Raw genomic sequence first — 25497 nt, forward strand, 5'->3', positions numbered from 1 at the left:
AAGGTTTTACATCTAAACCAGGCGCAAACCCTCAACCACGGGCAAAAACACTTCCGTCACCTGCAAACACCCGCCCTTGCGCCAGAACAAAGACCTGCGTGCCAGCATGCTGTGCACGCCTGCCAGTTCCGGCTGTCTCGCCACGATGCGGCGTATCAGCGGGTGGCTCTGGCGTAGTCTGGCGTAATACAACTCACCACGACGCACCAGCGGGTCCTTGAACAAGGTGCTGCCCAAGGACTTTTCACCGAGCGCTTGAAACAGCGGCCATTCATTGGCAGTAGCACTCAACGGGACGATGGTATGTCCATACACCATGGCCACACCATCGCAACGCAAAAACACCTCGCGCTCATGGACTTTCATGGCGCGCGGCAAACCTATGGCAGCATATTCATCCTGCAAGCAGATTGCCTTTTTCTGCGACAAACGCTGTACGCGAAACTGCTGGCATCTTGCCACCAGCCTGGCTGTCAGCGAATCGCGATTGGTCAGCCAGTCTTCCATCAATGCACTGGTATCAACAGCATTCACATGCGCATACCATTGTGCGGCCAATGGGCGCTGCATCTGCTTACTTATCTGCAAATCCACAGGCAACATCTTTGCATTCAAATCAAGTCCTGTCATCCGCAAAGTCCATCACCTGATCCAGGTAATCAGCAAATTCTGCTATGCCATGATCACTGCCTTCAATCACAACTTGCTTGGCACGCGGATAATGGGCCACCATTTCGCGCCAGTCCAGTACTTCATCGCCAGTCGCAGCAATCAAGAAATAACGCTCAGGCTGGGTGATCTGTTCTACGGCCAGGGCGCGCAGCTCAGCCATGTATTCTGCCTTGAATTCAAAGACGCGGTCGCTATGGTAATAAGTCGTTACACCTACATAGCTTTCCAGGTCACGCGGCGGCTTGACGGCGGGATTCAGCAAAATGGCTTTACAGCCATATTTTTCCGCCAGCCAGGTTGCATAATAACCACCCAGCGATGAGCCTATGATGCAGATATCTTCTGCCTTGTGCCCGGCCAGCAAAGCTTCGGCCTGTTGTATCGCCAGCGTTGGCGAGGGTGACAGGTCGGGGCAGGCTATGTCATCGCTACGACCCAGCTTTGCCATATGCGCGAGCATGCAACGTGCCTTGTAGGAATCTGGCGATGAGCGAAAGCCATGCAGGTAGAGGATCATGCTGCAATCGCCTGTTTGTCTGCTTGCTGGGCACGGTCTTGCAAGGCATCCAGCAATTTTTGGTGGACACCGCCAAATCCGCCATTGCTCATGACAAGCACATGGTCACCAGCTTGTGCCTTGCTGACGATGTCCTGTACCAGCTCATCTATTTTTTGATGGCATGCGACTTTATCTCCCAGCGGTGCCAGGGCTTCTGCCAGATCCCAGCCTAAAGCTGATTTACCGTCTGCCTCGCCAAAACCAAAGACCAGGTCGGCGTGCTCCAGACTACCGGGCAGGGCTTGCTTCATGGTGCCCAGTTTCATGGTATTCGAGCGCGGTTCCAGCACAGCCAGGATGCGCGCTTCGCCGACCTTGCGGCGCAAACCTTCAACGGTTGTCGCAACAGCGGTGGGATGATGGGCAAAATCGTCAATGACGGTAACGCCATCTGCGACACCGCGTACTTCCATGCGACGCTTGACGCTGACAAACTGGGCCAGGGCTTCTATGGCAATTTCTGGTGTGACACCGACATGGCGGGCGGCGGCAATTGCGGCCAGGGCATTCTGGCGATTATGTTCACCGTTCAAATTCCATTGCACCTTGCCTTGCAACTGGTCATTGAAGTAGACCTCAAAGTCTTCACCGTCTTGCATAACCAGACGCCAGGCCTGGTCCTTGCCAAAGAATTCTTTTTCACTCCAGCAGCCGCGTTTAAGCACACGTTCCAGTGATTCATTGTTGCCATTCACGATCAAACGGCCTACACCGGGCACGGTACGCACCAGGTGGTGGAACTGGGTTTCTATGGCTGCGACATCTGGGAAGATGTCGGCATGATCATATTCAAGATTATTCAGCACAGCAGTCTTGGCATGGTAGTGCACGAACTTGCTGCGCTTGTCGAAGAAGGCGGTATCGTACTCATCTGCCTCGATGACAAAAAAGTCAGATGAATGGCTGCCCCACAAGCGCGCCGAAATGCCGAAGTTCAGCGGTACGCCACCGATCAAAAAACCTGGTGCATAACCGGCATATTCCAAAATCCAGGCCAGCATGGCCGATGTGGTGGTCTTGCCATGGGTACCAGCAACAGCGAGTACCCACTTGTCACGCAGGATATGCTCGCCCATCCATTGTGGGCCAGACACATAGGGCAAGCCTCGGTTGAGGATTTCTTCCATCAAGGGGTTGCCACGGGTGACTACATTGCCTATGACATATAAATCCGGTTCCAGCGCTATCTGCTCAGCCCCAAACCCCTGGGTCAGGCTGATGCCCTGGGATTCTAGCTGGGTGCTCATGGGCGGATAGACATTGGCATCACAACCAGTCACTGTATGACCTGCTTCTTTTGCCAGCACAGCCAGGCCACCCATGAAAGTGCCGCAGATACCTAAAATATGAATATGCATAATTGAACCAAATTCCAGAATCCCGCAATTCTACCTGAGAGCGGCCATAGTAAGCAGTGTTCTTAAAACCTCTCAACACAGAGTAAGGAAAGGCTGCTTGCAAGCAGCCTTCGTTTCGCAGGCGTGGGGTATGCCCCACGAATTCCCCACTTCACCACGAAGGGTGCACAAAGATTCATAGAGAAAATCAAAAATATTAAAAATACAAGGCATTAATAGGTTTTGCCTTTCTCTTGTATTTCTCTGTGTCTCCGTGTCTCTGTGTTGAGGGGTCTTATGTATTCAGTTATGATTACCCCATGATGATCCATACACCAAATGAAGCAGAAAGCCTGAGGGCTGAGATTGCGGCGCTGGCAGCGCGCATGATAGCCGAGGATGGGGCTGACTATGCCTCGGCCAAGCGCAAGGCGGCCAAGCAGTTGCTGGGCAACCATAAAGTCAAGGGCGATGTCTTGCCTGACAATGCGCAAATTGAGCAGGAAGTGCGCGAATACAATGAATTATTCTTTGGCGACACCCAGCCGCAGCGTTTATTGCACTTGCGGCAACTTGCTCTCGAAATCATGGACGAGCTGGAGCGCTACTCCCCCTACATCGTAGGTGCAGTGCTGAATGGCACAGCAGGCAATCATTCCGACATATACCTGCATCTGTTTGCCGACAATACCAAGGATGTTGCCATTTATTTATTGAACAAGGATGTGCAGTTTGAAGTTTCAGAAAGTTTCAATAATCGCAATGACCGCATAGAAACCCTGAGTTTCATGTACAAGAACGAAGGCGTGCATCTGGTCTTGCAAGATCAGGATGCCATACGCAGCGGTCACGGCAAGAGCACTGAGCGTGCCACTGCGGCTGGCTTGCGGGCAATATTGGCAGAAGCTGAAACTGAGTAAAAGCTTGCCTGAGCCATCAACATGCCAGGCTTGATCTACAGAACCCTGACCATCTGAACAGGGCGGCATCAGAAGAACGAGGTGATCCATGCGATCTGTTTCAAAAGCAATCCTCGGTTTTTGTCTCGTCCTGCATTTGCCTGTTTCAATGGCAAATGAATATGGCAGCCCGGCTGAAGCGATTGCTATGGTGAAAAAAGCTGGCCGCCTGATACGGGCCGAAGGGCCAGCCGCTTACGCCAAAATCAGCGATCCCCAGGGGCAATTTGTAGACCGCGACATGTATGTCTATGTGACCAATATGCAAGGCGTAATCCTGGCCCATGGTGCTACCCCTAAAGTCATAGGCAAGGACATCATGGATATCCAGGATGGCAATGGCAAGTTTGTCATGAAAGAAATCCTGCAACTGGCCAATGGCAAGGGATCAGGCTGGGTAGACTATCAATGGCCAAATACTGTCAACAAAGCCATAGAGGCAAAATCGACGTATATAGAAAAAGTCGGCAATGTCGTCGTAGCTTGCGGCATTTTTCGCAAATAGCCAGGGGCTCTGCTCTATTTCTGTTCCATCGCTGCAGCTGCTTCTCTAAAACGGGCAATGCGCTCGTCCGTCGCCGGATGACTGGAGGTATAGCCATAGACCGCGCGCAACCATTTCGGGGTCGCGTCTATTCCCGATCGCTTGCGAGTATGACTCATTTCTTCCAGCGCATCTGCGAGATGTATGGGTGAAATATTTCTCTTTGTGAGAGCTGCAATGGCATAAGTATCAGCCTCAGTTTCCATCTCCCTGCCATATTCCTGCCCTATCAGCGTTGCCGGAGCAAGCGCCGCAACTGAACTGAAATCACCGAACAGACTACCAGCAGCAACCGTCACCAGTGCTTGGCGTGCCAGACGGCGCATCGCATGGTGGTTTTGTATATGGCCGATTTCATGGGCCAGCACGCCCGATAATTCATCCGCCAGAAAACCACTCAACTCATTACCACTATGGCCAACGATGAGAGTAATCAACTGGTCCGTCACGACCACGGTGCCCCCTGGCAAGGCAAAGGCATTCGGGCCTATGCCTGGCGCATCGCGCACTTCCAGGTGGATCGGCACATAGGCATCTTCAGGGCGCAGGCGGCGCAATAATTGCTCGGCTTGCGCTATGGTGCGGTCGTCGAGTTTGCTTGGTTTAAGCATGGTTTGATCAAGAAAATTAATGATCTCGCTGCCAAGCACACGCTCATAACTGACAGGAACGAGGGTCGCAACCCGGTCTGCCAATACAGGTACACCCCATTTATACGCCGAGAACAAGATACCGGCCATGACGATAATGGCCAGCAAGGCTGCCTGCCATCTGTGCTGCCAGCGTTCTATGAGGGATGGCGTATAGCCAAGATGGGCCAGCAGGCTTTGTTTGTCGGTCTGCCCATAAATTTCACAATGGCTGCCATCAGCAAAATTAAGTACGCATGGGGCATCCTGGAAAGCTTCTTCCAGTTGCAACTGGCTCTTGTCTATCTGCCTGTCTATACCCTCACCCGTCAGGCTGATACCGCTCGCCTGAAAATACAGAATGACCTTGTGCAGCAAAGCCTGGCGATGATCAAAATAATGTGCTTGTATCATAAATGCTCTCTACCACGATAAATCAAAACCAAACAAATCTGCACTGCTCTCACCGCTGGCCTGGCCAACCTGTCCAGATTTTCCTGCCTGTGCAACCTGTGCATACTGGCTCGCGAGTATTTGTTCAAGACCGGCAGCTTTCAGGCTGACATGCTGCAAACGGAAACGGTAGACATTCACCACCGCAAAAGGCCGGTATAAACCCAGCGTCAGCAGAGTCAGAAGCAGGTTTTTCATCTGCAAAAAATAATAGGCTTTGTAAGGCAGATGTGAGTCGATTGCTATACCCGGGAAACTGGTGGCATTCCAGGATTTGTTCCAGATTTTGACTTGCAATAAAGTGCTGCCACTGAGGAGGATGGCATAGGCCAAGACAGCCACCGCAAATCCTACCGGAACCAGGAGCCAGCCATAGGTTTCCATAAAAATCTGATAGTTGCTCATTGCCTGATTTTTGAGCGAAGCAAAGAAAACCGCAGCTCCCATACCAACCAGCATGGCAAAGACCAGCAAGCTGAGGCCAATAATGAAATAAGACAGGAAAAAAGATCCTCGGGTGAGGCTGCACCTACTCCTCAATTGGGCAAAGGTCAGCTCTTTGTGCTGGTACATGCGCATGCGTGCATGCAACCAGGGCCAGCTTAAATAAGGAATAAATGCATACAGCAGCGTGGTCGGTCGATGCGGAATTAATACACCGACCAGAGCCGGTAATAAAACCATCATGCCTAACGGTGTATAGGTCTTAAAAGCATCTGACAATGTGCCGTGAAATTGAAAACGCAGGCCAAGATAACTGGTATTGCGCAAGCGAAAACGCAAAGCGCTACGCATGATCCAGGGAATTCCCAACAGGAAAATGAAGAACAGGCTCAGCGCAACCGTTTTTGAAAGGGAGAAAAGATAGTGATAACAAAACAGCAGTATCACTGCAATCACCCTGCCGCGAAATATGATTTTGGGATCGCCATGAAAATTGAAGGCTGCGCCGTTCAACTGGGTATTACGATCAAAATAGCTGAGCCGCCGCACTTTCGCCCAGGCCGAATAAATACCCAGGGTCGCCAGACTTAAGCAGAGATTGACTATCCAGATACGGAAGTATTCTTTGCCCGTACCGGTGAATGACAAGTTGTATTCCGTTTGCTGCTCTGTCGCTGCCACGGCATTGGCGGCTGCGGCGGCATCACGGTCTGGATTGGTAGTTGCCGGCTCAGTATTTGCCGCAGTTGGCCACATCCCTGTGGCCTCGGTTTGTATTTGCATGCCTGAATCTTTATGGACTATATCCCGCTCTATTGGCAGGAAAGCTGCAAAATAACATGAGACTCATGAATTTGTAAAATTTTGTTACATATTTTATTCAACTGCTGTTGCGCCGACGGTCAAACCCTGCCTGCGAATCGCTACTCCCACACATTATTGTGCCGCCGCCCGGAAGCGGGCTACCCGGTCTGCTGTCGCGGGGTGACTGGACATGTATTGGCTGATTTGTCTTCCCGTCGAAGAGTCTTGATCTTGCTCGTGTCCGCGTTCGTGTTCGCGTTTGTGCTGGTTTTCCATGCGTTCCAGCGCATTCGCCAGGCGTACAGGTGACATATTGACTTCTTTCATGCGCTTGATGGCATAGTCATCGGCTTCGGTTTCCATTTCGCGCGAAAATTTCTTATTCACGATACCCGCCGTGGCCAGGCTGACGACTGAACTGAAATCTGAAAACAGGCTGCCAGCGATCACCGTCACCATGGCGTCGCGCACCAGGCCACGCATGCTGTGATTGCCTTCTACATGGCCGATTTCATGGGCCAGCACACCCGCCAGTTCCTCGACTTGTCCGGGGCTCAGTTCACCCTCTTTTTTGCCACTGAGCAGACGTATCATGTCATCGGTGACGACGACGGTGCCACCAGGCAGAGCGAAGGCATTGGCGCCAATTTTCGGCGCATGCCTGACTTCAAGATGGATGGCAATACGGGCATGGGCAGGCATGACGCGCAATATCGCTTCCCTCGCCTGATTGACACGTGCTTCACTCAGGTTGCTGGGATTGAGTATAGTATTGTCCAGCAACTTCATGATTTCCGTCCCTAGCGACTGCTCGTAGCGGGTCGGCAAACTGGCCGCAATCTTGTCTGCCAGGACAGGGACACCCCATTCTTTTGCTGCCAGCAATATGGCAGCCATGATGATAATGGCGACCAGAGCCCACTTCCATTGTTTTTGCCAGCGCTGCACCAGACTGGGCTGGTAGTGAAGGTAGTCAAACAGCGTCTGCTGATCGGCCTTGTCATGAATTTCACAATGGCTACCATCGCTAAAATTAAGTATGCAGGGTGCATGCTCAAAAGGCTCGGCCACTTTCAGCCTGGCTTTTTTGACGGGGAAGGTTTTACCTTCAAAGAGTACATTGACGACACCCTCTTGCAAGTCCAGATAAATACTCTGTATCAGGCTTTGGCGGTGGTCGAAATAATTGGCTTTAATCATCATTCACCAGGATAAATCAAACCCAAACATATCGGCTGAGCTATCGCCCGTGGCCTGGGCTTGCCCGACTTTCCGGGTCGCCTGCACCTGATCGAGGTCTTCAGAACGCAGACGCATATGCGCCAGCCGGAAGCGGTATACAGCAACGATGGCAAATGGTCGGTACAGGCCCAGACTGAACAAGGTGAAAAAGAAATTCTTCACTTGCAGCAGCCAATAGGGCCGGTAAGGCAGCACAGAATCTATATCTACCCCAGGAAAACTGGTGCTATCCCAGGACTTGTTCCAGGCCACGACCTGGATATAGCTGATGCAGGCGAGCGCCCCCAGAATGTAGATCACGGACATGACGAAGCCCAGCAACAGATAAAATACCTCCTGGCGGCTCAAATACTGCATCAGGCTGCTACCATGTTTTTGCAAGACTATGGACACGACACCTATCAGTAGAAATCCCAAAAAGACAGCGCACACCAGCGCCAGCAATACCCCGACATAGCTCCAGCTGAACGCCCCGCTTTTCATATCGCAAGTGGCGCGCAAATTGCCATAACTGATATTGTCATGCTGGTATATACGCATCCTCGCATGCAACCAGGGCCAATAAAGATAGCCTATGAATGCCAGGCCCGCCAGGTAGGACTCTTCAGGAAACAGCACGCCAAACAGACCCGGCAACAGGAAAACGAAGGCCACCGGAAAATAGGCTGCATAGGCATTTGGTATGGAGCCATGAAACTGAAAACGCAGACCACGGTAACTGGTCTGGTGCAGACGAAAACGCAGCGCACTGCGCATCATGAAGGGTATGCCCAGCAAGAAAATGATAAAAAAAGTCAGGGCCAGGCTTTTGGAAAAAGTAAACAGATAGTGGTAGCAGAACAGCAAAATCACTGCCACGATGCGGCCACGCAATATGGTCTTGGCCTCACCATGAAAATTGAAACCACCGCCAGCAAAACTGGTATTGCGGTCAAAATATTCCAGGCGTCTGACCTTGGCCCAGGCGGAATAAATGCCCAATGTTGCCAGGCTCAGGCAAAGATTGACTATCCAGATACGAAAATATTCTTTACCTGTGCCGGTAAACACTGGATTTTGCCATTCAGGCACTACGACCTCATTGGCAATGCTGGCCGTAGTCGCAACTTCTGTTGCTGACATCGGTACCCCAGTTTCACTATTCCAGTCATGATAATCAGCAAGGGGAATGGTGGGCAGCCAGACTTCTGCTTCTGTGTGAATTTGCATTGCTCAAGATGGTGAAATGAGTATCTGTGAAATAGAATGTCAGAATAAGATATCAAAACAATATGACAAAATAACACAAATTTTAACTACGTATAATTTTTTAACAATGCTTTAAGCAGATAAGCAAAACCTGCACGCAAGCCAACTCAACCATCTCATGGATAGAACACCCCTACATGAAAGCCCGCGGCTTTGAGAGTGGGTAATTCAAAATACAGTTTAATGTTTTGCTCGCCGCCCGCCGCAAAACCTTTTTCCAGTTTGTCTTTTTCGGTCAGATAATCGGCCGGAGTAAAAGCACGCTGCAACAAGGGTTTGTCCTTGATGTCGTTCAAGACCAATTCTATATTGGGCCAGGTTTGCACCACATCGCTCTGGTTCTGGATTTGCATGACCAGCATGAAGACATTGCGTTCCGGGGCCAGGTTTTGTAATTCATTGGAATCGACAATGATCTTTTCTATCTGTGCTGGCAAAGCCACCTGACAACTCAGGTATTTGCAGGCTTGCTGCAACCAGGGCCTGGTGTCTGGCAAGCGGACCGCAAGCTGGTTACGGAAAATATAGGCAGACTGCCCCACCAGGAGTGGGATCAGCAAGACTATCATCAAGCCCAGCATGATATTAGCCATGCGCTTGCGGGCACGCTGTTTTTCAGCCTGGATGACAAAGTTCGGTTTATCCTGTTCGACCTCGATATCGCTGCTGGAATCTTCATTGATGGCGGCCTGCTGGGCCAATGCTACCTCAGCAGCATCGATATAAGCTTTCTGGTGGCTGTCTTCGTCCACCGCATCATTGAGAGAAACGGCATCGCCAGGCTCTGCCAATTCGCCATGATCTTTATGACGCCATACCTTGGTGACGCTATTGGGCGATAGTATTTCTGTCGGTGCAAAGGCACTTGCCTGGTCGGCTTTTTTGCTTTGCTTGTCGACTTTCTTGATTTGTTCTTCCGTCACTTCACTGACTGACCAGTCGGCTGTTGGCGGATCCATCAGGGCTGCGCGGGTTTCCAGCTCCACACGGGCGACATCAGTCTCATGCAGCTCTTCGGCAGGCAAGAGCAAACCACCGTCACCCATATCAAACTCTAGCGCAGAAGCCGTGCTGGGCACAGTCTCTGGTTTAGGCGGGGTACCTTTGGCAATGCCCGGCTTAGGTACTGCCGATGGGGTTGCAGGCGCGGATTGTGCAGCCACTGGCGGAACAGCTTTGACTGGTGGCGATGCTGGAGAAACAGGGCTTGGCTGATGTGGTACTTTGACATCCCTGGGCATGTCAAAAGTCTCCGCTTCAAATTCCAGTTCTGCCTTGCTGATCGCAGCCAGGACCTCGGTTGCAGGCTTGGCCGTAGCGCTCGCAGGTCTGGCCACGATGACTGGCTTCTCTGACGCAGGTGTTGCTGGAGACACTGCTGGCTTGGCTGCAGCAGCAGGCGCAGTCGTTGGTGCAGCAGGCGGCACTACTGTAGCCGCCGGAATTGCAGGCTTGGGGGCTTCAGGTGCCGGTGCTTTTATTTCTTCAAGCGCGGGGCTGGCTTCTGGCGTGAACTCAGTCCGTACTTCGCTGACTACCGCCGGCGTGACCGGCCTGGCAGATGCAGTTTGAACAGATACGGGTTGGGCAGTCTCGACCTGGGGCTTGGCAGCCATTACAGGCGTGCCGGGTATACTACTGGTCGTCACTGCTGGCGTTGCCGCCGCTGGTAATGCTACCGCACTTGCTGTACTGGTCGGCTTGGCCGGAACCGGTGCAGGCTGCGGCGCTTCCGCCGGTATCAGGTTTTCTACGGCATTAAAAGTTTGCTGACATGAGCCACAACGCACCAGGCCCGCATGCAATTTCAACTGATCATTGGCTACCTTGAAGGCAGTCTGACAGTGGGGGCAGCGGGTCGCCAGTGCCATAGTCGCCTCAGTTATTCAAAGAGCCTGACAACGCGACCCAGCCTTCATGCTCAGCCCAGACGGTGAGCTTGATGAAAGGCGCATAGGCTGCTGCCACTTCTTCAGCCTGCCTTGCCAGCACGCCTGAGAGTATCAGTGAGCCACCGTGGGCGACACGGCCAGCCAGCATCGGTGCCATCAACTTGAGCGGGCTGGACAGGATATTCGCCACGACCACATCAAATTTCTGGGAGGCCGGATGGGCAGCACCAAAACCTTCTGGCAATGCATATTCTATCTGGCAGTTATTACGTTCTGCATTGAAATTCGCAGATTCTATGGCTTGCGGATCGATATCCACACCAATCACACTGGCGGCGCCCAGCTTGCTGGCGACCATGGCCAGAATGCCGGAACCGCAACCATAATCGAGGACAGACAAATCCTTGGGTGCGTGTGCTTCCAGCCATTCCATGCACAGCTTGGTGGTAGGGTGGCTGCCGGTACCAAAGGCCAGACCGGGATCGAGTTCCAGGATCAGGGCATCAGGATCAGGCGCATCATGCCAGCTAGGCACAACCCAGATATTCTTGCCGATATGGATAGGGGCAAACTGCGATTGCGTCAGGCGCACCCAGTCTTGCTCTTCGACATTGCGGGTGAGATAGGCTGGCACTACAGCCAGGCCAATAGCGGCGGCAGCTTCAGCCACCAGCTCAGCGTGATCGGCGTCGATATCAGCCAGGGCCACTACGCGGCTACGGTCCCAGGCGGCTTCGTCCGGCTCCATGCCTGGCTCACCAAACAAGGGGCGTTCAGCATCCGTACCTTCATCGGCATCTTCCACAGACACCGACAGGGCGCCCACATCCATCAGGGCATCCGACAAAGCCTCAGCCTGCTCACGCGCTACTTCTATGACTATTTCTATCCAGCCCATATCACAAATTCCAATGCAACTTTTAAACTTCCAAACCAAAAGGCCTCACGCCACAGAGGAGGGAAAGGCTGCCTACAGGCTGCCTTCGTTCCGCAGGCGAACGGCATGCCGTTCGAAACCCCTGCTACACCACCGAGACACGGAGAAAAGCAAGAGAAAAAATTCATCTTGAACTCTGCGAGGCTCAACCATTTATGCGGCGATTATTAATTCATTAAACATCTCAACAACAAAAAGCTTACCACAGAGGCTCCATAACAAAGCCAAAAGCACAGGGAAAAACTTGTGTTTTCTCTGTGCTTCTTTTTCAACTTCGTAGGTTGGGCCGGGCCTCGCTAGGCTACGCCTTATCAGCCCAACACTGTGCCTTCGATTAACGTTTACACAGAATCGGATGCCGAGTGTTGGGCTGGTGATGCGTAGCCCAACCTACATTGCTGAACCTCAACAAACGTATGCGTTATTCAAACGCAGAGTGTTGGGCTGGTAAATCGTAGCCCAACCTACAATCCTTCGTGACTCTGTGTTGAGAGGTCTTCACTCCAAATTACTTGGATTTTTTAGACAACTCCGGCATATCCGCTAACTTGTGTTCCAAATAATGAATATTCGTACCACCCTCAATAAAGCGTGCATCTATCATCAGCTCGCGGTGCAGGGGGATGTTGGTTTGTATGCCTTCTACCACCATCTCTGACAAGGCGATCTGCATGCGACGGATGGCTTGTTCGCGGGTTTCGCCATAGGCGATGACCTTGCCTATCATGGAATCATAATTCGGCGGCACGAAATAACCGGCGTAAGCATGCGAATCCACGCGTATCCCTGGGCCACCCGGTGTATGCCATGATGTTATACGGCCTGGAGACGGGGTGAACTTGAACGCATCTTCAGCATTGATACGGCACTCTATGGCATGGCCCTTGAGCATGATATCAGTTTGCTTGAAGCGCAGTTTTTCATTGAAAGCAATGCGGATTTGCTCTTGTACGATATCGACACCAGTGATCATTTCTGTCACTGGATGCTCAACCTGCACACGGGTATTCATTTCTATGAAATAGAATTCGCCGTTTTCATACAGGAATTCAAAAGTACCAGCACCACGATAACCTATCTTGCGGCAGGCAGCAGCGCAACGGTCACCAATTTTCTCTATGATCTTGCGCGGTATGCCTGGTGCCGGCGCTTCTTCTATGACTTTTTGATGGCGGCGCTGCATCGAGCAATCGCGCTCACCCAGCCAGATGGCATTGCCATGCTGATCTGCAAGAATCTGGATTTCCACGTGACGCGGATTTTCCAAAAACTTTTCCATATACACTTCAGGATTACCAAACGCTGCACCCGCCTCTGACTTGGTCATGGTGACGGCGTTAAGCAAAGCAGCTTCAGTATGCACCACGCGCATACCACGACCACCACCACCGCCAGCGGCCTTGATGATGACAGGGTAACCAACCTTGCGGGCAGTTTGCACAATGACTTTAGGATCATCTGGCAATGCGCCTTCAGACCCGGGCACGCATGGCACGCCTGCCTTGATCATGGCATGCTTGGCAGATACCTTATCACCCATCAAACGGATGGATTCAGCACGCGGGCCGATGAAGACAAAACCGGATTGCTCTACACGTTCAGCAAAATCGGCGTTTTCAGACAAAAAGCCATAACCTGGATGGATAGCCTGGGCGTCAGTCACTTCAGCAGCACTGATGATGGCTGGCATGCTCAGGTAACTCAAATTGGACGGAGCCGGGCCTATGCAAACAGATTCGTCGGCCAGCTTCACATATTTTGCTTCGCGGTCGGCTTCAGAATGCACGACCACGGTTTTGATACCCATCTCGCGGCAAGCGCGCTGTATGCGCAGCGCGATTTCACCACGATTGGCGATAAGAATTTTTTCAAACATGATTTAACTTTGCGGTGGCAATGGTTGCAATTGCGTGAGCAGGAAACCCTGTCCAGTATTACCCTCAACACGGGCAAATCGACAGTCAGTTCGCGCACGCGCGCCTGGATCAGCCAATCACGAACAGCGGCTGGCCGTATTCTACAGGCTGACCATTTTCAACCAGAATCTGTTTGATGGTGCCACTGAAATCGCTTTCGATTTCATTCAGCAACTTCATTGCTTCAATAATGCAGAGGGTGTCGCCAGCATTGACGCTCTTGCCGATATCAGCAAAAGGCGCAGCACCTGGAGAGGAAGAACGATAAAAAGTACCGACCATGGGGGATTTGACAATATGACCATCTGGCACAACCGGGGCCGCTGCCACTGGGGCCGCTGTAGCGGCAGGCGCTGCAGCTGGCATCATTTGATGCTGCGGTTGCATCATGACTACCTGGTTTTGCGGCATCGCAGAAGACTTGACGATGCGGACCTTACCTTCACCTTCTGTTACTTCCAGTTCAGCGATATCTGATTCTGCTACTAGGTCGATCAGGGTCTTGAGTTTTCTTAAATCCATGTGGAATCCCCTTGAAAAAAGTGGTTCTGAATTAATTGAGATGCACCACCGAACATGAAAATAGCTCTGATGATGCCATCGAAGATTGGATTATATACGAAATAAGCTGTCATTATCAGCAAATTACGCGAAGATGCAAGAATTTAAATATTTTTTAATGAAAAGTCAATCGCCAGACGGTAACCTTCGGTACCCAGGCCGCAAATCACGCCCTTGGCGATTGCAGACAAGAAAGAGTGATGCCTGAAGGCTTCTCTCTGGTGCACATTCGAGATATGCACTTCAATAAACGGGATTGCCACCCCTGCCAAAGCATCCCGCAAGGCGACGCTGGTATGGGTCAGGCCGCCAGGGTTGATGATAATAGCATCGACTTGCTCATTACGGGCAGCATGGATGCGATCAATTAACGCGCCCTCATGATTACTTTGAAAAAATGACAACTCCGCGCCAGCTGCTTTTGCCTGCTCCTGCGCTGCTGCTTCTATCTCTGCCAGGCTAGTGGCACCATAGGTAGTGGGCTCGCGTGTACCGAGCAGGTTCAGATTGGGGCCATTCAGCAGCAATAGTTTGCGCGCCATAGTCACATTCAATTTGACGAAGATGGCCGCATTTTGCCGTTAATCAGCGCAGATTGGCAAGGAAAAACGAAGCAACTTCTATTTTTCCAAAGAAAATTTGGCAATATCGGCGCGCAATTCTTGCATCTTCAGGCGCCCCAGGTAAGATTTCAACACCCTGCCATCAGGGCTGATCAGAATAGTAAACGGCAAGCCCCCTCCCGCATTCCCCAATTGGCGCGACAATTCCGTACCTTCCATGCCCGCCGCAAACAAGGGATAACTGATCTGGTATTTTTTTGAGAATTCGGCAATATTGCTGGGGCTATCGATGCCAGGCCCGAGGATTTGTACAGGCTTGCCCTTGAACTCTTGTTGCAAACTCGACAACTCAGGCATTTCTTGCACACAAGGTGCGCACCAGGTTGCCCAAAAATTAACAACCAGGAACTTTCCCTGCCACTGCGCCATGGTCTGGCTCTTGCCTTCTGCATCCTTGAACTGCTGCACCATCAATTGCGCCACTGCCTTATCGGCTGGCGGCTTGGGAGTGGTCTGAAGATTACCTGCATAAATCCCCAAACCAGCAAACACAGCACCCAGCACTACCGCCAGGACAATAAACTTCTTATTCATAGACACACTCACATAAAACCAGCATCGCGGCTCAAGGCAGGGATATTAGCTTAGCTGGGGGATTTATGCTCGACAGCCCGAGGCTTCAACAATATAGCAGCGGAATACTATTATCCAAATATCATGAAATAATATTCCGCACCACAACTCACCTGACGTTTGCTGCCTACACCTCTACATCCATCAAAAAGATAGACTCCGACCAGGTCGCAGCACCAAGACAATTCACGGCTTTGCGTAATTGCGCTTCAAGCCTTGCACTTGCAGCAGGATCAGCCGACATGCCAGGTAATTGCTCAGTATGCGCACGCGTCCGGTCGCAAGCCTGCAAACCCTGTCTTTGCTCTTGCGACGGCAACAGGCGCTCCAGCAATTCTGGCTCAGCCATGATGCTGAAGAAGCATTTGATGACTTGCTGCGCATTGAACTGGTCTTTGCAATGCTCCCAGATTGCCAGCTCCAGCCACTCGATGACAGCATCACCGAGCTGTATCTGCCTCAGCCCGGCAAAACTGTCTGACCACAAACGCTCGTCAAAATACCTGAGCAAAAGACACAGACCCAGTGGTGTCAAGCCCTGGTAATGCATATCGCGACCATGCACCTGATGTATGCCCAGCGCACTGGCATAGTCAAAAAATTCCTGCATGGCCTCTGCATCTACCTCCACGCGTGCTGGGCGTGATTCAGATTTGCAACTGATATCGAAAGAACTGTAGCTGTCACTATCAAGCGCATCTGGCAAACTGTGTTTGGACAATTTCCTGGACATGGATCTTGGACGTGACATGTCAGGCGCAGAAATACAGGGTGCCGCCATTGCGGGCACTGGCGCGCATGGAGCGCACGCAGCTCCAGCAGCTACAGCCCCCATGCCACCCCAGCCAGCAGGCAGCATATGCGCCACTTCTATCAAGGCTGGCATATCCAGTGGTTTGTCTTGTTCCGCCCTTTCTTCGACGATCAGGAAGCTGGTTTCTTTGGAGATCAATTGGTATTGCACAGCCAATTCCTGCACCACTGATTCTTGCCCCACCACTCCTTGCTTGCCAGATAAATAAGTAGCGGCCGCCACACGTGACAAACCACGTCCTGACTGCACATCATGTGTCAACTCCAGTCTGCCTATCTCGATTTCTTCGGCCTGTCCTGGCAAACGGGCAAACAATTTCATCAAGCCCTCAGGTTTTTCTGGCAAGAGATAAAACATATTCAGGGTCTCACCTTTGAACACGCTTGCAGGCAAGCTTGTGGACCACAGCGGCTGGCTGACAAAACCGGTATCAATACGAATATCTTGCCAGACTGGCGAACGCAATTTCATGAACATGCGCAAGATGGCCGGTGCTACGTCTTCACCTGGAGCCACATATTCACAGGAACCACCACTGGCCGTGGCCAGGCGTTCCAGATGTACTTCTGCCGGACTGGAACCTATGCCAACGATAAACACTCTTTGTCCGGCAGCGCGGGCACTGACTATCAAACTATCGACACTGTCGATTTCACCATCGGTAATCATCAACACATCGCTACGCCCGCTGCTCTGGATGGCAAAGGTGGATTCCAGCGCCAGTGCCATTTCGGTGCCGCCAAGATTGGCACCAAGCTCATCTACCCAGCGCAGGGCTGCAGCCTTGCTAGGCTTGGCAAATTTCCACATCACCGGTGAACGATGCTGGACCTCGCTGCCAAAGCGCGACAAGGAAATATGGTCTCCCGCATTGAGTTGCCCGACTATTTCTTTCAGAGCCGTGCGCGCAGCCCTGATACTGTCGCCATTCATGGAACCAGAACAATCGACCAGCAGCTTGACAGCCACATCATTCATGTTTTCAGGCGCAATGTGCGGACAAAAGCTGGCCAGCAAAGCAACATGCCCGGGCTGGTGGTAGTCTTGCCCCAGGACGCTGAATGCCTGCTGCCTGAACTGGTCTATGCACAATAAAAAATCACGGTCCAGATTACCTTTGCGGGACAAGCTGACGATCACACCACTATCCCTGGGCATGACGCTGATGGGATGGCTGGGTGAGGCAATGCGTGCACCCGCCACCTCTGCTGCGAGGCGCAGTGTGATATCGAAGGGATACTCTACCCGCACATCATGTTTGGGCGCTGTCAGGCGCTCAAACAGGTTTGGCTTCTTGCCCGTTATGGCTTGTGTCATTTCATAACGCGGCGCGATCACCGTGGGCACACAAATGCGCAAGGCATTCAAGCCATCCATCTCGAAAAAACGCAGGCTTTGCGCATAACTCATGCTCAGTGTACAAGCTTCGCCAGGGGCCAGATTACCTATGCTGAGGCTATAACTGCGATCTCCATTTTCTTGCAGCATGAAAGCCGTATTACCTTCAGAGATGGCTTCTTCATAATCGATTTCTGCTTTCTTCCTGGGTATGACAGTGCCAGATAACTTCTTACCATCCAGCTCGACTTGTATGTCCAGTAACACTGCATCGATGGGCAACGGAAAGGTGTACAACACCTCTACATGCTCTTTATCCGAAGGATTGATAAAGCTTTGCGTGAGCTGCATTTCCAGCGACATGCCTTGTATGACGCCGCTGGCACTGACTTTGGTCAAGGCCATGTCCTGGCCCAGACTGGATTGTATTCTTGCTGTGTTTTGATCAAACATATTTATCTTCCTCCACTAAGCCTTCGCATTCATGCGTCCAGGCTGGTTTTCATACTCTCTGCCAATGCTATCGCCTGCCTGACAAATTCCCTGAGCTGCTCTGGAGTCCAGCCTGCCTTGCCGGCATCAATCACCAGTTCTACTCCGTGCGCTACTGTCAAATGCGTGCAAACAGAAATTGACCCGATTTGCTGCAGTTTCACTTCCAGCGGGGCAGGTGCGCCGTGCAGCAATTCACGTATGCGCTCCAGTGATACCCCCGCAGAACTCCACTTCTTAATCAACAACAATTGTTCGAGATGCTGCGCTCCATAACGCGCCGCCCGCGTCCCGCCTTCAGGCTTGCTGACCAGCCCTATCTGCATGTAGTAACGCACCGTGCGTACCGACATCTCTGCCATCAAACAGAGTTCAGGGAGCAGATAGCTGCTGTCTTTTTTATCAGAAGAAGTATTCATACAGTACTTTATAACAGTTAAACTGTCATTATTCAAGTTTACTTTTTGAGCTACGCTGAGCAGCCCTTCAAACAGAGATGAGATAGTTTGAAAAAGACGAAAAAAAAGCGCTCATGTCATGAGCGCTTCTTCTTGCCTTTCTGAACCTGGAGCCTAATGCGCCCCACCTGCATCCACAGGTACCGCCGATTTTTTCGGCTTGGTCAGCCACACCAGACCTATCATGCCGATGAACATACAGTCCGACATCCAGAAAATATACGTTGCGGCCATGGTGCTGGCCAGCCAGCGCGTGGCTTTATTAAAGGGCAACTTACTCAGCCAGCCCTCCTCTCCAGGTTTGATTCAAGTTTCCATTGCTTTTTTCCATAATGGCATCAGCAAGTGCGTCGACATATTCGCGACCTGGCCTGACTTCATCTGTGATATCACTGAAGTACTTGCCATAATAGCTTTTTACCGCATTTGGACTCAAGTTTTCCAGGTACTCTTTCGCCTTTTCGTGATCCACCACAACACCCAGGCCATTTTTGTACATCATGCCTAGTATCAGGTATGCCTGCTTGTATCCCTGCGCTGCGGATTTAAGATACCAGGTCAGTGCAATTTTGTAGTCTTGCAATACCCCCAGTCCCAATCTGTAGGCATCTCCCATTTTTGCCTGTGCAGCTGGCTGGCCTTGTTCTGCAGCTTTGCTATACCAGAAAATAACACGATCCCGGAAATTCTCCCAGGAAACAGGTGGCATCTTATCTTCCAGCCATATTTTTCCATGTAAGTAATCTGATTGATGCCCCATCAAAAACTGCGCGTCGGCGTTGCCAGCTTCAGCTATGCTCTTCAACACATTAGTGTCGATACCCTGAATTCCTGTGCGCCGGGCAGGCATTAAAAGAAGTTTTGCCAACTCCAGCCGGCCTTGTGCCATCAGGATTTTTGCATTGAGGTTCATTACCTGAAATGCTTCAGGATCTCTTCCGTTTTTTGCAATCTCAAGAGCGAGAAGCTCCTGATAAATTGCAATTGCATCGGTAGATTTTCCCTGTAATTGATAAAGGTCAGCAAGTTTGATTTTGACTTCAAACAATTGAGCATCGGCCCGTCTATGAGAGCTCTGGAGACAAAGCGCTTTTGACTGAAAATACAGTTTGCTGGCTTGATCGAATTGCTTATGCTCTGCAAGCATATCTGCGAATTTCAGCAGAAAATCGACGTCATCGCCATATTTGGGCGGACAGGATTCAAAATATTTCAAGCCACGGAGGTACAGAGCTTCTATCGCGCCAAATTGCTCTGTCTCGCAATACAGCACAGCCAGTTCAAGCAAAATTTTTTCCAGATAGTGGCTATTTGGCGTCAACTCTTCAAACTTGGCCAGGCTTTGCTTCAACAATTCTATGGCCTGTCCGAACTGATTTTGCTGTCGATAAAACTCAGCAAACTCCACACTTACCCGTGAAGCTTCAAAATCTGCATACTTTCCTTCTTTATACGTATCACAACAAGCCAAAGCCAATTTAAATATTTCTGCAGCTTTATCCAGTTTATTTTGTGCACGATAAAACCTGACCAGGCTTGTTGGACTTGGGAATCCCCTATCCAATGAATCAGTCAGATTGCCTTGAAACTCTATCAGTCTTATCTGTATCAATTTTTCAAGCAAGGCTGCATCAGAGGCGTAGTCAGTTTGTATCGCTTGTCTTTCCCAGCCATAGAAGACAGGATTTTCCATGCATCTCGCACGCAGGCTGTATCCATCTTCCATATTGAAAGGCATGGGCCCTCGTACAAGTTCTGAATAGGATTCTTTACCATTCTGTTCAGGCAAATGTACGTCACACGAAAATTGTCGTAAAAAACTCTCGCGCCTGCCCTCTTCTATCCCACCCTGCCGGAACCAGAGATGAAATACTTCTGGATGAAAATGCAGGATGACACTGTCTTGTTCTTTCCAAAGTTGATATCTGTCTTGCAGACTGCCTGAAAAAATCCGCTTAACGGCAGGCAGAGCAAACTCATCTGGCAACTCATAAAGCGTAAATCGCACACCGGGGAAATAGAGAGAGATATCCAGCAAATTGCTTAGATAGTAGGGATTGATCCGTTCGTAAATATATATAAGGGCATCACCTTTTTTCAGGCAATTGCACCGGCGATAAGCCCTGGCCCAATCTATATGAAACAAAACCGACTGCAAATCCATTTTGTCATCAACATTTTCTGCCATGATGATGACGGTTTGATCGTAACCCATGCCGTAGTCCGTATTATGTTTGACACGCACAGGGTGAAAACCCGTGGACTGTTAAAGTCCACTAGCGAGTTCATCCCTGTAAAATGGAAACTTGAGCTTACTCGGAGGCTACTCAAGCAAAGTAGCAAGACAATGACGACTCAATCTTCTCTTGCCAAGTAAATCAATATTCTAGCATCGCTGTGGCAACCCACCCTGGTGAGATACTTTTACCGCGCGGAGAACATGAATTCAAAATCAAATTGTCTGATTTGCCATCACCTCTTTTTGAAAACCAGGCTAGAGCGTTAATACAACATCCAAAAAATGAAACACCCCGGATTACGACAAATCTTAATCCGGGGTGTTTTTCATGCATCTGCAAGACTTTCTAAAAGCCGCAGCTATAAACCTACAGCATCAATGCGCCCCACCCGCATCCACAGGCACAGCTGATTTCTTGGGCTTGGTCAACCACACCAGGCCGATGAGGCCGATGAACATATAAGCCGACATCCAGAAAATATCCGTCGCCGCCATGGTGCTGGCCTGCACGCTGATGGTACGATCAATGAGGGCGTAGGCACCCTGTTCTGGCATGCCTTGCTGTACCAGACCCTGTACGGTCTGTACAAAGGTCGGGAAGCTGCTGCCCGTGTTTTCGGCGATCTGGGCATGGTGCAGGGTGCTGCGGCTGTCCCAGATGGTGGTCATGATGGAAGCTCCCATACCACCGCACATGATACGCACGAAGTTCGACAAGCCCGATGCTGCCGGGATTTTATCCGGTGGCTGGCCTGACAAGATAATCGACGTCAGCGGAATAAAGAACATCGACATCGCCGCGCCCTGTATCAGCGTAGGAACCAGCAAGGTATAAGTATCCACCTCAGTATTAAAACGCGCACGCAGGAAAAACACCGCGGCAAAGCCCATGAAGGCCGCTGAGGCGATTTTTCTGGCATCCACCTTGGGCAAGATCTTGCCTATGATGGGTGACAATAAAATCGCAAAGATACCCACCGGTGCCATGACCTTGCCTGCCTCTGTCGCGGTATAAGCCAGTTGCGTTTGCAACCACAGCGGCATGATGACCAGGCTGCCAAAGAACAGGCCATAGCCTATGGAAATCGCGATCACACCAGCGCTGAAATTTCGCCCCTTGAACAGCGACAGGTCAACCACAGGATGGTCCTGCCCCAGCTCCCAAACGATGAAATAAATCAGGCCGATCACAGCAATTACCGTCAACAGGACGATCTCACCAGAATTGAACCAGTCCAGCTCCTTGCCCTTATCGAGCATGATTTGCAAGGCACCTACCCAGATCACCAGCAGGAACAAACCAACCTTGTCGATAGGCAGGCTCTTGATGGCAGACTCGCGTTTGCGATAGATGGACCAGGTGGCCCAGGCAGTAAACAAACCTACCGGGATGTTGATATAAAAAATCCAGGGCCAGGAATAATTATCCGATATCCAGCCACCCAGCAAAGGCCCCATGATGGGCGCTACCAGGGTAGTCATACCCCATAACGCCAGGGCCATGGAGCTTTTGGTGGGCGGATAACTACCCAGCAATAATGCCTGAGACAAAGGAATCATGGGCCCGGCAACTGCACCCTGCAAGATACGGGCAGCAATCAAAATCTCGATATTCGGCGCCATGCCACACAGCCACGAGGAAATGACAAACAGCAGGATGGACGACAGGAACAATCTGACCTGACCAAAGCGGGTCGTCAGCCATCCCGTCAGCGGTACAGAGATCGCATTGGCTACCGCAAATGAGGTAATGACCCAGGTACCTTGCTGTGGCGAGACGCCAAGATTACCGGAGATGGCCGGTATCGACACATTGGCGATCGATGAATCCAGCACATTCATGAACACCGCCAGCGACAAGGCCAGCGTGCCCATTGCCAGCTGCCCACCTTTCAGTGGCGGATGCGGTGCCTGAGGACGTGGCGCGCTCATTACTTGCCTTTGTTGGTAGAAGTATTTGCAGTAGCCGCGGAGGCTGCAGTGGCTGACGTTGCTGCAGTCATGGCAGCAGCCTTGCTATCCCTGGTCGCGGGTAAATTTGCCGCGATAATTTCAGCAATACGCAGATCAGCATCCTTGCCGTTTTGTTCAAACACAGCAGTCTGATAAGCAGGCGCGGTACGTGCAGCAGCAGTCACCGGAGCACCTTGTTGTTGCGAGATATTGACCTGCACTTGCATGGAGACACCTATGCGTAAAGGATGGGCTTCCAGCTCTTTAGGGTCAAGACTGATACGCACAGGCACGCGTTGCACCACCTTGATCCAGTTACCGCTGGCATTTTGGGCTGGCAGCAGGGCAAAGGCAGAACCCGTACCTGCCGACATACCGAGTACCTTGCCGTGATAAGTGATATCGCTACCATACAGGTCAGAATGCAATTCCACATCCTGACCTATGCGCATATGGGCAAGCTGCACTTCCTTGAAGTTGGCATCCACCCACAAGGTATTCAAAGGAACGATGGACAGCAAAGGCGCACCAGGGGCGATACGCTGGCCGACTTGCACGGCGCGCTTGGCGACAAAGCCATTCATCGGTGCGGGCAGACTGGTACGGCTCAGGGCCAGCAGGGTTTCACGCACACGGGCAGCGGCACGCAAGACATTCGGGTGCTGGGTGACGGTGGTGTTTTCTGTCAGCGTACGATTGGATGTCAGTTGCTCGTTCGCAGCTTGCAAGCCGGCTTCTGCACTCTTGACGGCATTGCGGGCATGCTCCAATTCTTCAGCAGAGACTGCGCCTGTACTGAGTAGCTGTGTGCGGCGCGCCAGGTCAGACTTGGCTTTTTCGACTTCGCTGCTGCGCAGGCTGACATTGGCCTGCAGGCTGCCGTTATTGGCAAACAGGACACGTACTTCGCGCACGGTTTGCGCCAACTGGGCTTCAGCCTGATCAACGGCGACCCTGGCATCGGTCTTGTCGAGTTCAACCAGGGCTTTGCCTGCTTGCACCACATCCGTATCATCTGCATGGATGGCAACTACCGTACCCGCAACCTGCGAAGTCACTTGCACGACATTGCCAGCAGCATAGGCATCTTCAGTATGTTCAAAATTGCGGCCCACGGTATACCACCAGGTCGCATAGACAGCAGTTGCTGCCAGTACGATGAGGGTGATGATAATCAGTAATATGCGGCGCTTGCCACTTTTTTCTGGTGCGTATTCAGCTTGTGCAGGCGTGTTAGATGGCGCGTTCACTGTTTTGTTTTGATCTGGGGCGTTCATAACGCAGCCTCCGGTGTGTTTTTAACTTGGGATTGAGTGATGGTTTGATTAGTGCTGGCGGTGCTGGAATTACTTGCAGGCAGGTCCTTGCTTTCATAACCGCCACCCAGCGCCTTGATCAGATTGATGCGTGCTTCGGTATGGCGCACGGCCAGCTCCAGCGAGAGTTTCTGCTGGGACAGCACGGCACTTTCTGCAGCCAGCACCGGCAATTTGTTGGCAGTGCCGGCTTTTTGTCTTTGCTGTGCCAATTGCAGGCCAACGCGGGCAGCTTGTTCAGCAGCTCGTTGTTCCAGCAATTGTGACTGGCTGGCTTGCAGTATCTGCACCTGGTCTGCCACTTCATGCAAGGCATCTGTCAGGCTCTGGTTATACGTTGCCACGGCCACATCATAAGCTGCAACCTTGCCTTTCAATTGGGCACGCAAGCGGCCACCTTCGAAGATGGGCAGACGTATCGCCGGGCCGACGCCTATGATGCTGCTGCCAGTATTGGCCAGATTCGAGAGCCCCAGGCTGGATAAACCGGCAAAGCCAACGATATTGATATTGGGATAAAACTGGGTCTTGGCAACATCGATATCACTCTGCCCTGCTTCTACCCGCCAGCGCGCCGAGACGATATCGGGGCGACGGCCCAGCAATTCCAGCGGCAAGTTACCCGGCAATGCCGTGTCTGCCACAGGCTGGAATTTGGGAGTGGCGATCAACTTACCCTCTTCTGGACCCAGGCCTTGCAAGGCAGCGATCTGGTTACGCGTCAGTGCCATGGCTTCCTGCCATTGGGCGAGTTCATTTTTAAGGCCAGACAATTGCACCAGGTTTTGCTGCACTTCTACCCTGGTATCGAGACCGGCTTTGACACGTTGTTGCGTCAGGCTATCAAACTGCTCACGCACGGCCAGTTGCTGCTTGCTGAGTTCCAGTTGCGCATTCTGGCGTGCCAGTTGCAGCCAGGCGCGGGCAATGGCATTGCTGAGCATCAGGCGTACGCTTTGCGCTTCAGCCTCAGCCACTTTTTCCTGTGACAATGCGCTGCGCATTTCAGCACTGTGCTTGCCCCAGAAATCCAGTTCATAAGAGGCATTGAAACTGATCTGGTTATTACTGTTATAAGTACCTGCCAGTGGCGGTGGCACCAGACCATGCTCGGTAAAGCGCTGATAAGTGCTGTCCACACTCAAATTAGCCGAAGGCAATTTATTCGCCCCCACAGCGGCACTGGCTGCCTGGGCGGCCTGCAAACGTGCAGCAGCAACCTGCAGGCTGGGGTGATTTGCCAGAGCACGATCTATCAGTGCCTGCAATTCTGTACCACCTATGCCTGTGGCCCATTGCAAATCAGGCCAGGCAGCATTACCCCCCTGATCGGGAAAGGCACCGGCTTGCGCACTCAGGGTCTTGAGTTGCGCCTGGCTTTGTATGCCTTGATAGCTGACGCAGGCTGACAAGAGTGCCAGTGCGCTGCTCGCGGCCAGCAGGCGCAGCATTTTGCTGGCAGTCGCTGTATTGAAATTGAGTTTTTTCATGATT

General features: G+C 51.6%; 22 protein-coding genes. 2 read left to right on the forward strand and 20 right to left on the reverse strand.

Features of this window, described 5'->3' with window-relative positions; translation table 11 throughout:
• Nucleotides 1-12 precede the first annotated feature (12 nt).
• The 3 genes from ACO0LF_RS13820 to mpl are packed head-to-tail and all read right to left on the reverse strand — an operon-like array spanning nucleotide 13 to nucleotide 2589.
• Entirely contained in the window at nucleotides 13-630 is a 618-nt protein-coding gene (locus ACO0LF_RS13820) for a chorismate--pyruvate lyase family protein (protein ID WP_423014814.1), read from the reverse strand.
• Nucleotides 617-1189, reverse strand: a complete 573-nt coding sequence (locus tag ACO0LF_RS13825; protein WP_423014816.1) for a YqiA/YcfP family alpha/beta fold hydrolase — start codon at nucleotides 1187-1189, stop codon at nucleotides 617-619. The genes ACO0LF_RS13820 and ACO0LF_RS13825 overlap by 14 nt, the downstream gene beginning before the upstream one ends.
• A complete protein-coding gene (gene mpl / locus ACO0LF_RS13830; RefSeq protein ID WP_423014818.1) occupies nucleotides 1186-2589 on the reverse strand; it encodes a UDP-N-acetylmuramate:L-alanyl-gamma-D-glutamyl-meso-diaminopimelate ligase in 1404 nt (467 codons plus the stop codon). Before mpl ends, ACO0LF_RS13825 begins: the two co-directional genes overlap by 4 nt.
• A 299-nt stretch (nucleotides 2590-2888) precedes the next feature.
• Between mpl and ACO0LF_RS13835 the strand changes: the two genes are divergently transcribed.
• A complete protein-coding gene (locus ACO0LF_RS13835) occupies nucleotides 2889-3488 on the forward strand; it encodes a hypothetical protein (RefSeq protein ID WP_423014820.1) in 600 nt (199 codons plus the stop codon).
• Nucleotides 3489-3576: 88 nt separating this feature from the next.
• Nucleotides 3577-4032, forward strand: a complete 456-nt coding sequence (locus ACO0LF_RS13840) for a cache domain-containing protein (RefSeq protein ID WP_423014822.1) — start codon at nucleotides 3577-3579, stop codon at nucleotides 4030-4032.
• A gap of 14 nt (nucleotides 4033-4046) precedes the next feature.
• On the opposite strand, the gene ACO0LF_RS13845 is transcribed toward ACO0LF_RS13840, so the two are convergent.
• From ACO0LF_RS13845 to ACO0LF_RS13925, 17 genes are all read right to left on the reverse strand, one after another.
• On the reverse strand, nucleotides 4047-5114 hold the full coding sequence (locus tag ACO0LF_RS13845; RefSeq protein WP_423014824.1) for a M48 family metallopeptidase: 1068 nt from the start codon (nucleotides 5112-5114) through the stop codon (nucleotides 4047-4049).
• A gap of 9 nt (nucleotides 5115-5123) precedes the next feature.
• A complete protein-coding gene (locus ACO0LF_RS13850; protein WP_423014826.1) occupies nucleotides 5124-6380 on the reverse strand; it encodes a YjgN family protein in 1257 nt (418 codons plus the stop codon).
• A 153-nt stretch (nucleotides 6381-6533) separates the two neighbouring features.
• Nucleotides 6534-7604: a M48 family metallopeptidase gene (locus tag ACO0LF_RS13855; protein WP_423014828.1), complete on the reverse strand. Its 1071-nt coding sequence runs from the start codon at nucleotides 7602-7604 to the stop codon at nucleotides 6534-6536.
• Nucleotides 7605-8852 (reverse strand): YjgN family protein, encoded by a 1248-nt coding sequence (locus tag ACO0LF_RS13860; protein ID WP_423014830.1) that lies wholly within the window; start codon nucleotides 8850-8852, stop codon nucleotides 7605-7607.
• 155 nt (nucleotides 8853-9007) lie between these two features.
• Complete coding sequence (locus ACO0LF_RS13865) at nucleotides 9008-10762, reverse strand: DUF3426 domain-containing protein (RefSeq protein WP_423014832.1); 1755 nt, start codon at nucleotides 10760-10762, stop codon at nucleotides 9008-9010.
• A gap of 7 nt (nucleotides 10763-10769) precedes the next feature.
• A complete protein-coding gene (gene prmA, locus ACO0LF_RS13870; RefSeq protein WP_423014834.1) occupies nucleotides 10770-11681 on the reverse strand; it encodes a 50S ribosomal protein L11 methyltransferase in 912 nt (303 codons plus the stop codon).
• Between the two features lie 547 nt (nucleotides 11682-12228).
• A complete protein-coding gene (gene accC / locus ACO0LF_RS13875; protein ID WP_423014836.1) occupies nucleotides 12229-13596 on the reverse strand; it encodes an acetyl-CoA carboxylase biotin carboxylase subunit in 1368 nt (455 codons plus the stop codon).
• 109 nt (nucleotides 13597-13705) lie between these two features.
• Nucleotides 13706-14158 (reverse strand): acetyl-CoA carboxylase biotin carboxyl carrier protein, encoded by a 453-nt coding sequence (gene accB / locus ACO0LF_RS13880; RefSeq protein ID WP_423014838.1) that lies wholly within the window; start codon nucleotides 14156-14158, stop codon nucleotides 13706-13708.
• 143 nt (nucleotides 14159-14301) lie between these two features.
• On the reverse strand, nucleotides 14302-14739 hold the full coding sequence (gene aroQ, locus ACO0LF_RS13885; RefSeq protein ID WP_423014840.1) for a type II 3-dehydroquinate dehydratase: 438 nt from the start codon (nucleotides 14737-14739) through the stop codon (nucleotides 14302-14304).
• 78 nt (nucleotides 14740-14817) lie between these two features.
• The gene (locus ACO0LF_RS13890; protein ID WP_423014842.1) at nucleotides 14818-15354 is read right to left on the reverse strand and encodes a TlpA disulfide reductase family protein; all 537 of its coding nucleotides are present in this window, start codon (nucleotides 15352-15354) and stop codon (nucleotides 14818-14820) included.
• Nucleotides 15355-15520: 166 nt separating this feature from the next.
• A complete protein-coding gene (locus tag ACO0LF_RS13895; protein WP_423014844.1) occupies nucleotides 15521-17998 on the reverse strand; it encodes a VIT and vWA domain-containing protein in 2478 nt (825 codons plus the stop codon).
• Between the two features lie 29 nt (nucleotides 17999-18027).
• A complete protein-coding gene (locus ACO0LF_RS13900) occupies nucleotides 18028-18456 on the reverse strand; it encodes a MerR family transcriptional regulator (protein WP_423014846.1) in 429 nt (142 codons plus the stop codon).
• Nucleotides 18457-18609: 153 nt separating this feature from the next.
• Nucleotides 18610-18768, reverse strand: coding sequence for a hypothetical protein (locus ACO0LF_RS13905; protein WP_423014848.1), 159 nt, complete (start codon nucleotides 18766-18768; stop codon nucleotides 18610-18612).
• Nucleotide 18769: 1 nt separating this feature from the next.
• Nucleotides 18770-20710, reverse strand: a complete 1941-nt coding sequence (locus ACO0LF_RS13910) for an SEL1-like repeat protein (RefSeq protein WP_423014850.1) — start codon at nucleotides 20708-20710, stop codon at nucleotides 18770-18772.
• Between the two features lie 399 nt (nucleotides 20711-21109).
• The gene (locus tag ACO0LF_RS13915; protein WP_423014852.1) at nucleotides 21110-22666 is read right to left on the reverse strand and encodes a DHA2 family efflux MFS transporter permease subunit; all 1557 of its coding nucleotides are present in this window, start codon (nucleotides 22664-22666) and stop codon (nucleotides 21110-21112) included.
• Nucleotides 22666-23964 (reverse strand): HlyD family efflux transporter periplasmic adaptor subunit, encoded by a 1299-nt coding sequence (locus tag ACO0LF_RS13920; RefSeq protein ID WP_423014854.1) that lies wholly within the window; start codon nucleotides 23962-23964, stop codon nucleotides 22666-22668. The genes ACO0LF_RS13915 and ACO0LF_RS13920 overlap by 1 nt, the downstream gene beginning before the upstream one ends.
• The gene (locus ACO0LF_RS13925) at nucleotides 23961-25493 is read right to left on the reverse strand and encodes an efflux transporter outer membrane subunit (RefSeq protein ID WP_423014856.1); all 1533 of its coding nucleotides are present in this window, start codon (nucleotides 25491-25493) and stop codon (nucleotides 23961-23963) included. The genes ACO0LF_RS13920 and ACO0LF_RS13925 overlap by 4 nt, the downstream gene beginning before the upstream one ends.
• Between the last annotated feature and the right edge of the window lie 4 nt (nucleotides 25494-25497).

It is taken from the genome of Undibacterium sp. Di27W, from assembly GCF_049340345.1.
Taxonomy (GTDB): Bacteria; Pseudomonadota; Gammaproteobacteria; order Burkholderiales; family Burkholderiaceae_D; genus Undibacterium.

Coding starts and splice junctions, on each gene's coding strand:
- ACO0LF_RS13820 (WP_423014814.1), bottom strand. CDS start 630: ATGACAGGACTTGATTTGAATGCAAAGATGTTGCCTGTGGATTTGCAG.
- ACO0LF_RS13825 (WP_423014816.1), bottom strand. CDS start 1,189: ATGATCCTCTACCTGCATGGCTTTCGCTCATCGCCAGATTCCTACAAG.
- mpl (WP_423014818.1), bottom strand. CDS start 2,589: ATGCATATTCATATTTTAGGTATCTGCGGCACTTTCATGGGTGGCCTG.
- ACO0LF_RS13835 (WP_423014820.1), top strand. CDS start 2,889: ATGATGATCCATACACCAAATGAAGCAGAAAGCCTGAGGGCTGAGATT.
- ACO0LF_RS13840 (WP_423014822.1), top strand. CDS start 3,577: ATGCGATCTGTTTCAAAAGCAATCCTCGGTTTTTGTCTCGTCCTGCAT.
- ACO0LF_RS13845 (WP_423014824.1), bottom strand. CDS start 5,114: ATGATACAAGCACATTATTTTGATCATCGCCAGGCTTTGCTGCACAAG.
- ACO0LF_RS13850 (WP_423014826.1), bottom strand. CDS start 6,380: ATGCAAATACAAACCGAGGCCACAGGGATGTGGCCAACTGCGGCAAAT.
- ACO0LF_RS13855 (WP_423014828.1), bottom strand. CDS start 7,604: ATGATGATTAAAGCCAATTATTTCGACCACCGCCAAAGCCTGATACAG.
- ACO0LF_RS13860 (WP_423014830.1), bottom strand. CDS start 8,852: ATGCAAATTCACACAGAAGCAGAAGTCTGGCTGCCCACCATTCCCCTT.
- ACO0LF_RS13865 (WP_423014832.1), bottom strand. CDS start 10,762: ATGGCACTGGCGACCCGCTGCCCCCACTGTCAGACTGCCTTCAAGGTA.
- prmA (WP_423014834.1), bottom strand. CDS start 11,681: ATGGGCTGGATAGAAATAGTCATAGAAGTAGCGCGTGAGCAGGCTGAG.
- accC (WP_423014836.1), bottom strand. CDS start 13,596: ATGTTTGAAAAAATTCTTATCGCCAATCGTGGTGAAATCGCGCTGCGC.
- accB (WP_423014838.1), bottom strand. CDS start 14,158: ATGGATTTAAGAAAACTCAAGACCCTGATCGACCTAGTAGCAGAATCA.
- aroQ (WP_423014840.1), bottom strand. CDS start 14,739: ATGGCGCGCAAACTATTGCTGCTGAATGGCCCCAATCTGAACCTGCTC.
- ACO0LF_RS13890 (WP_423014842.1), bottom strand. CDS start 15,354: ATGAATAAGAAGTTTATTGTCCTGGCGGTAGTGCTGGGTGCTGTGTTT.
- ACO0LF_RS13895 (WP_423014844.1), bottom strand. CDS start 17,998: ATGTTTGATCAAAACACAGCAAGAATACAATCCAGTCTGGGCCAGGAC.
- ACO0LF_RS13900 (WP_423014846.1), bottom strand. CDS start 18,456: ATGAATACTTCTTCTGATAAAAAAGACAGCAGCTATCTGCTCCCTGAA.
- ACO0LF_RS13910 (WP_423014850.1), bottom strand. CDS start 20,710: ATGGGTTACGATCAAACCGTCATCATCATGGCAGAAAATGTTGATGAC.
- ACO0LF_RS13915 (WP_423014852.1), bottom strand. CDS start 22,666: ATGAGCGCGCCACGTCCTCAGGCACCGCATCCGCCACTGAAAGGTGGG.
- ACO0LF_RS13920 (WP_423014854.1), bottom strand. CDS start 23,964: ATGAACGCCCCAGATCAAAACAAAACAGTGAACGCGCCATCTAACACG.
- ACO0LF_RS13925 (WP_423014856.1), bottom strand. CDS start 25,493: ATGAAAAAACTCAATTTCAATACAGCGACTGCCAGCAAAATGCTGCGC.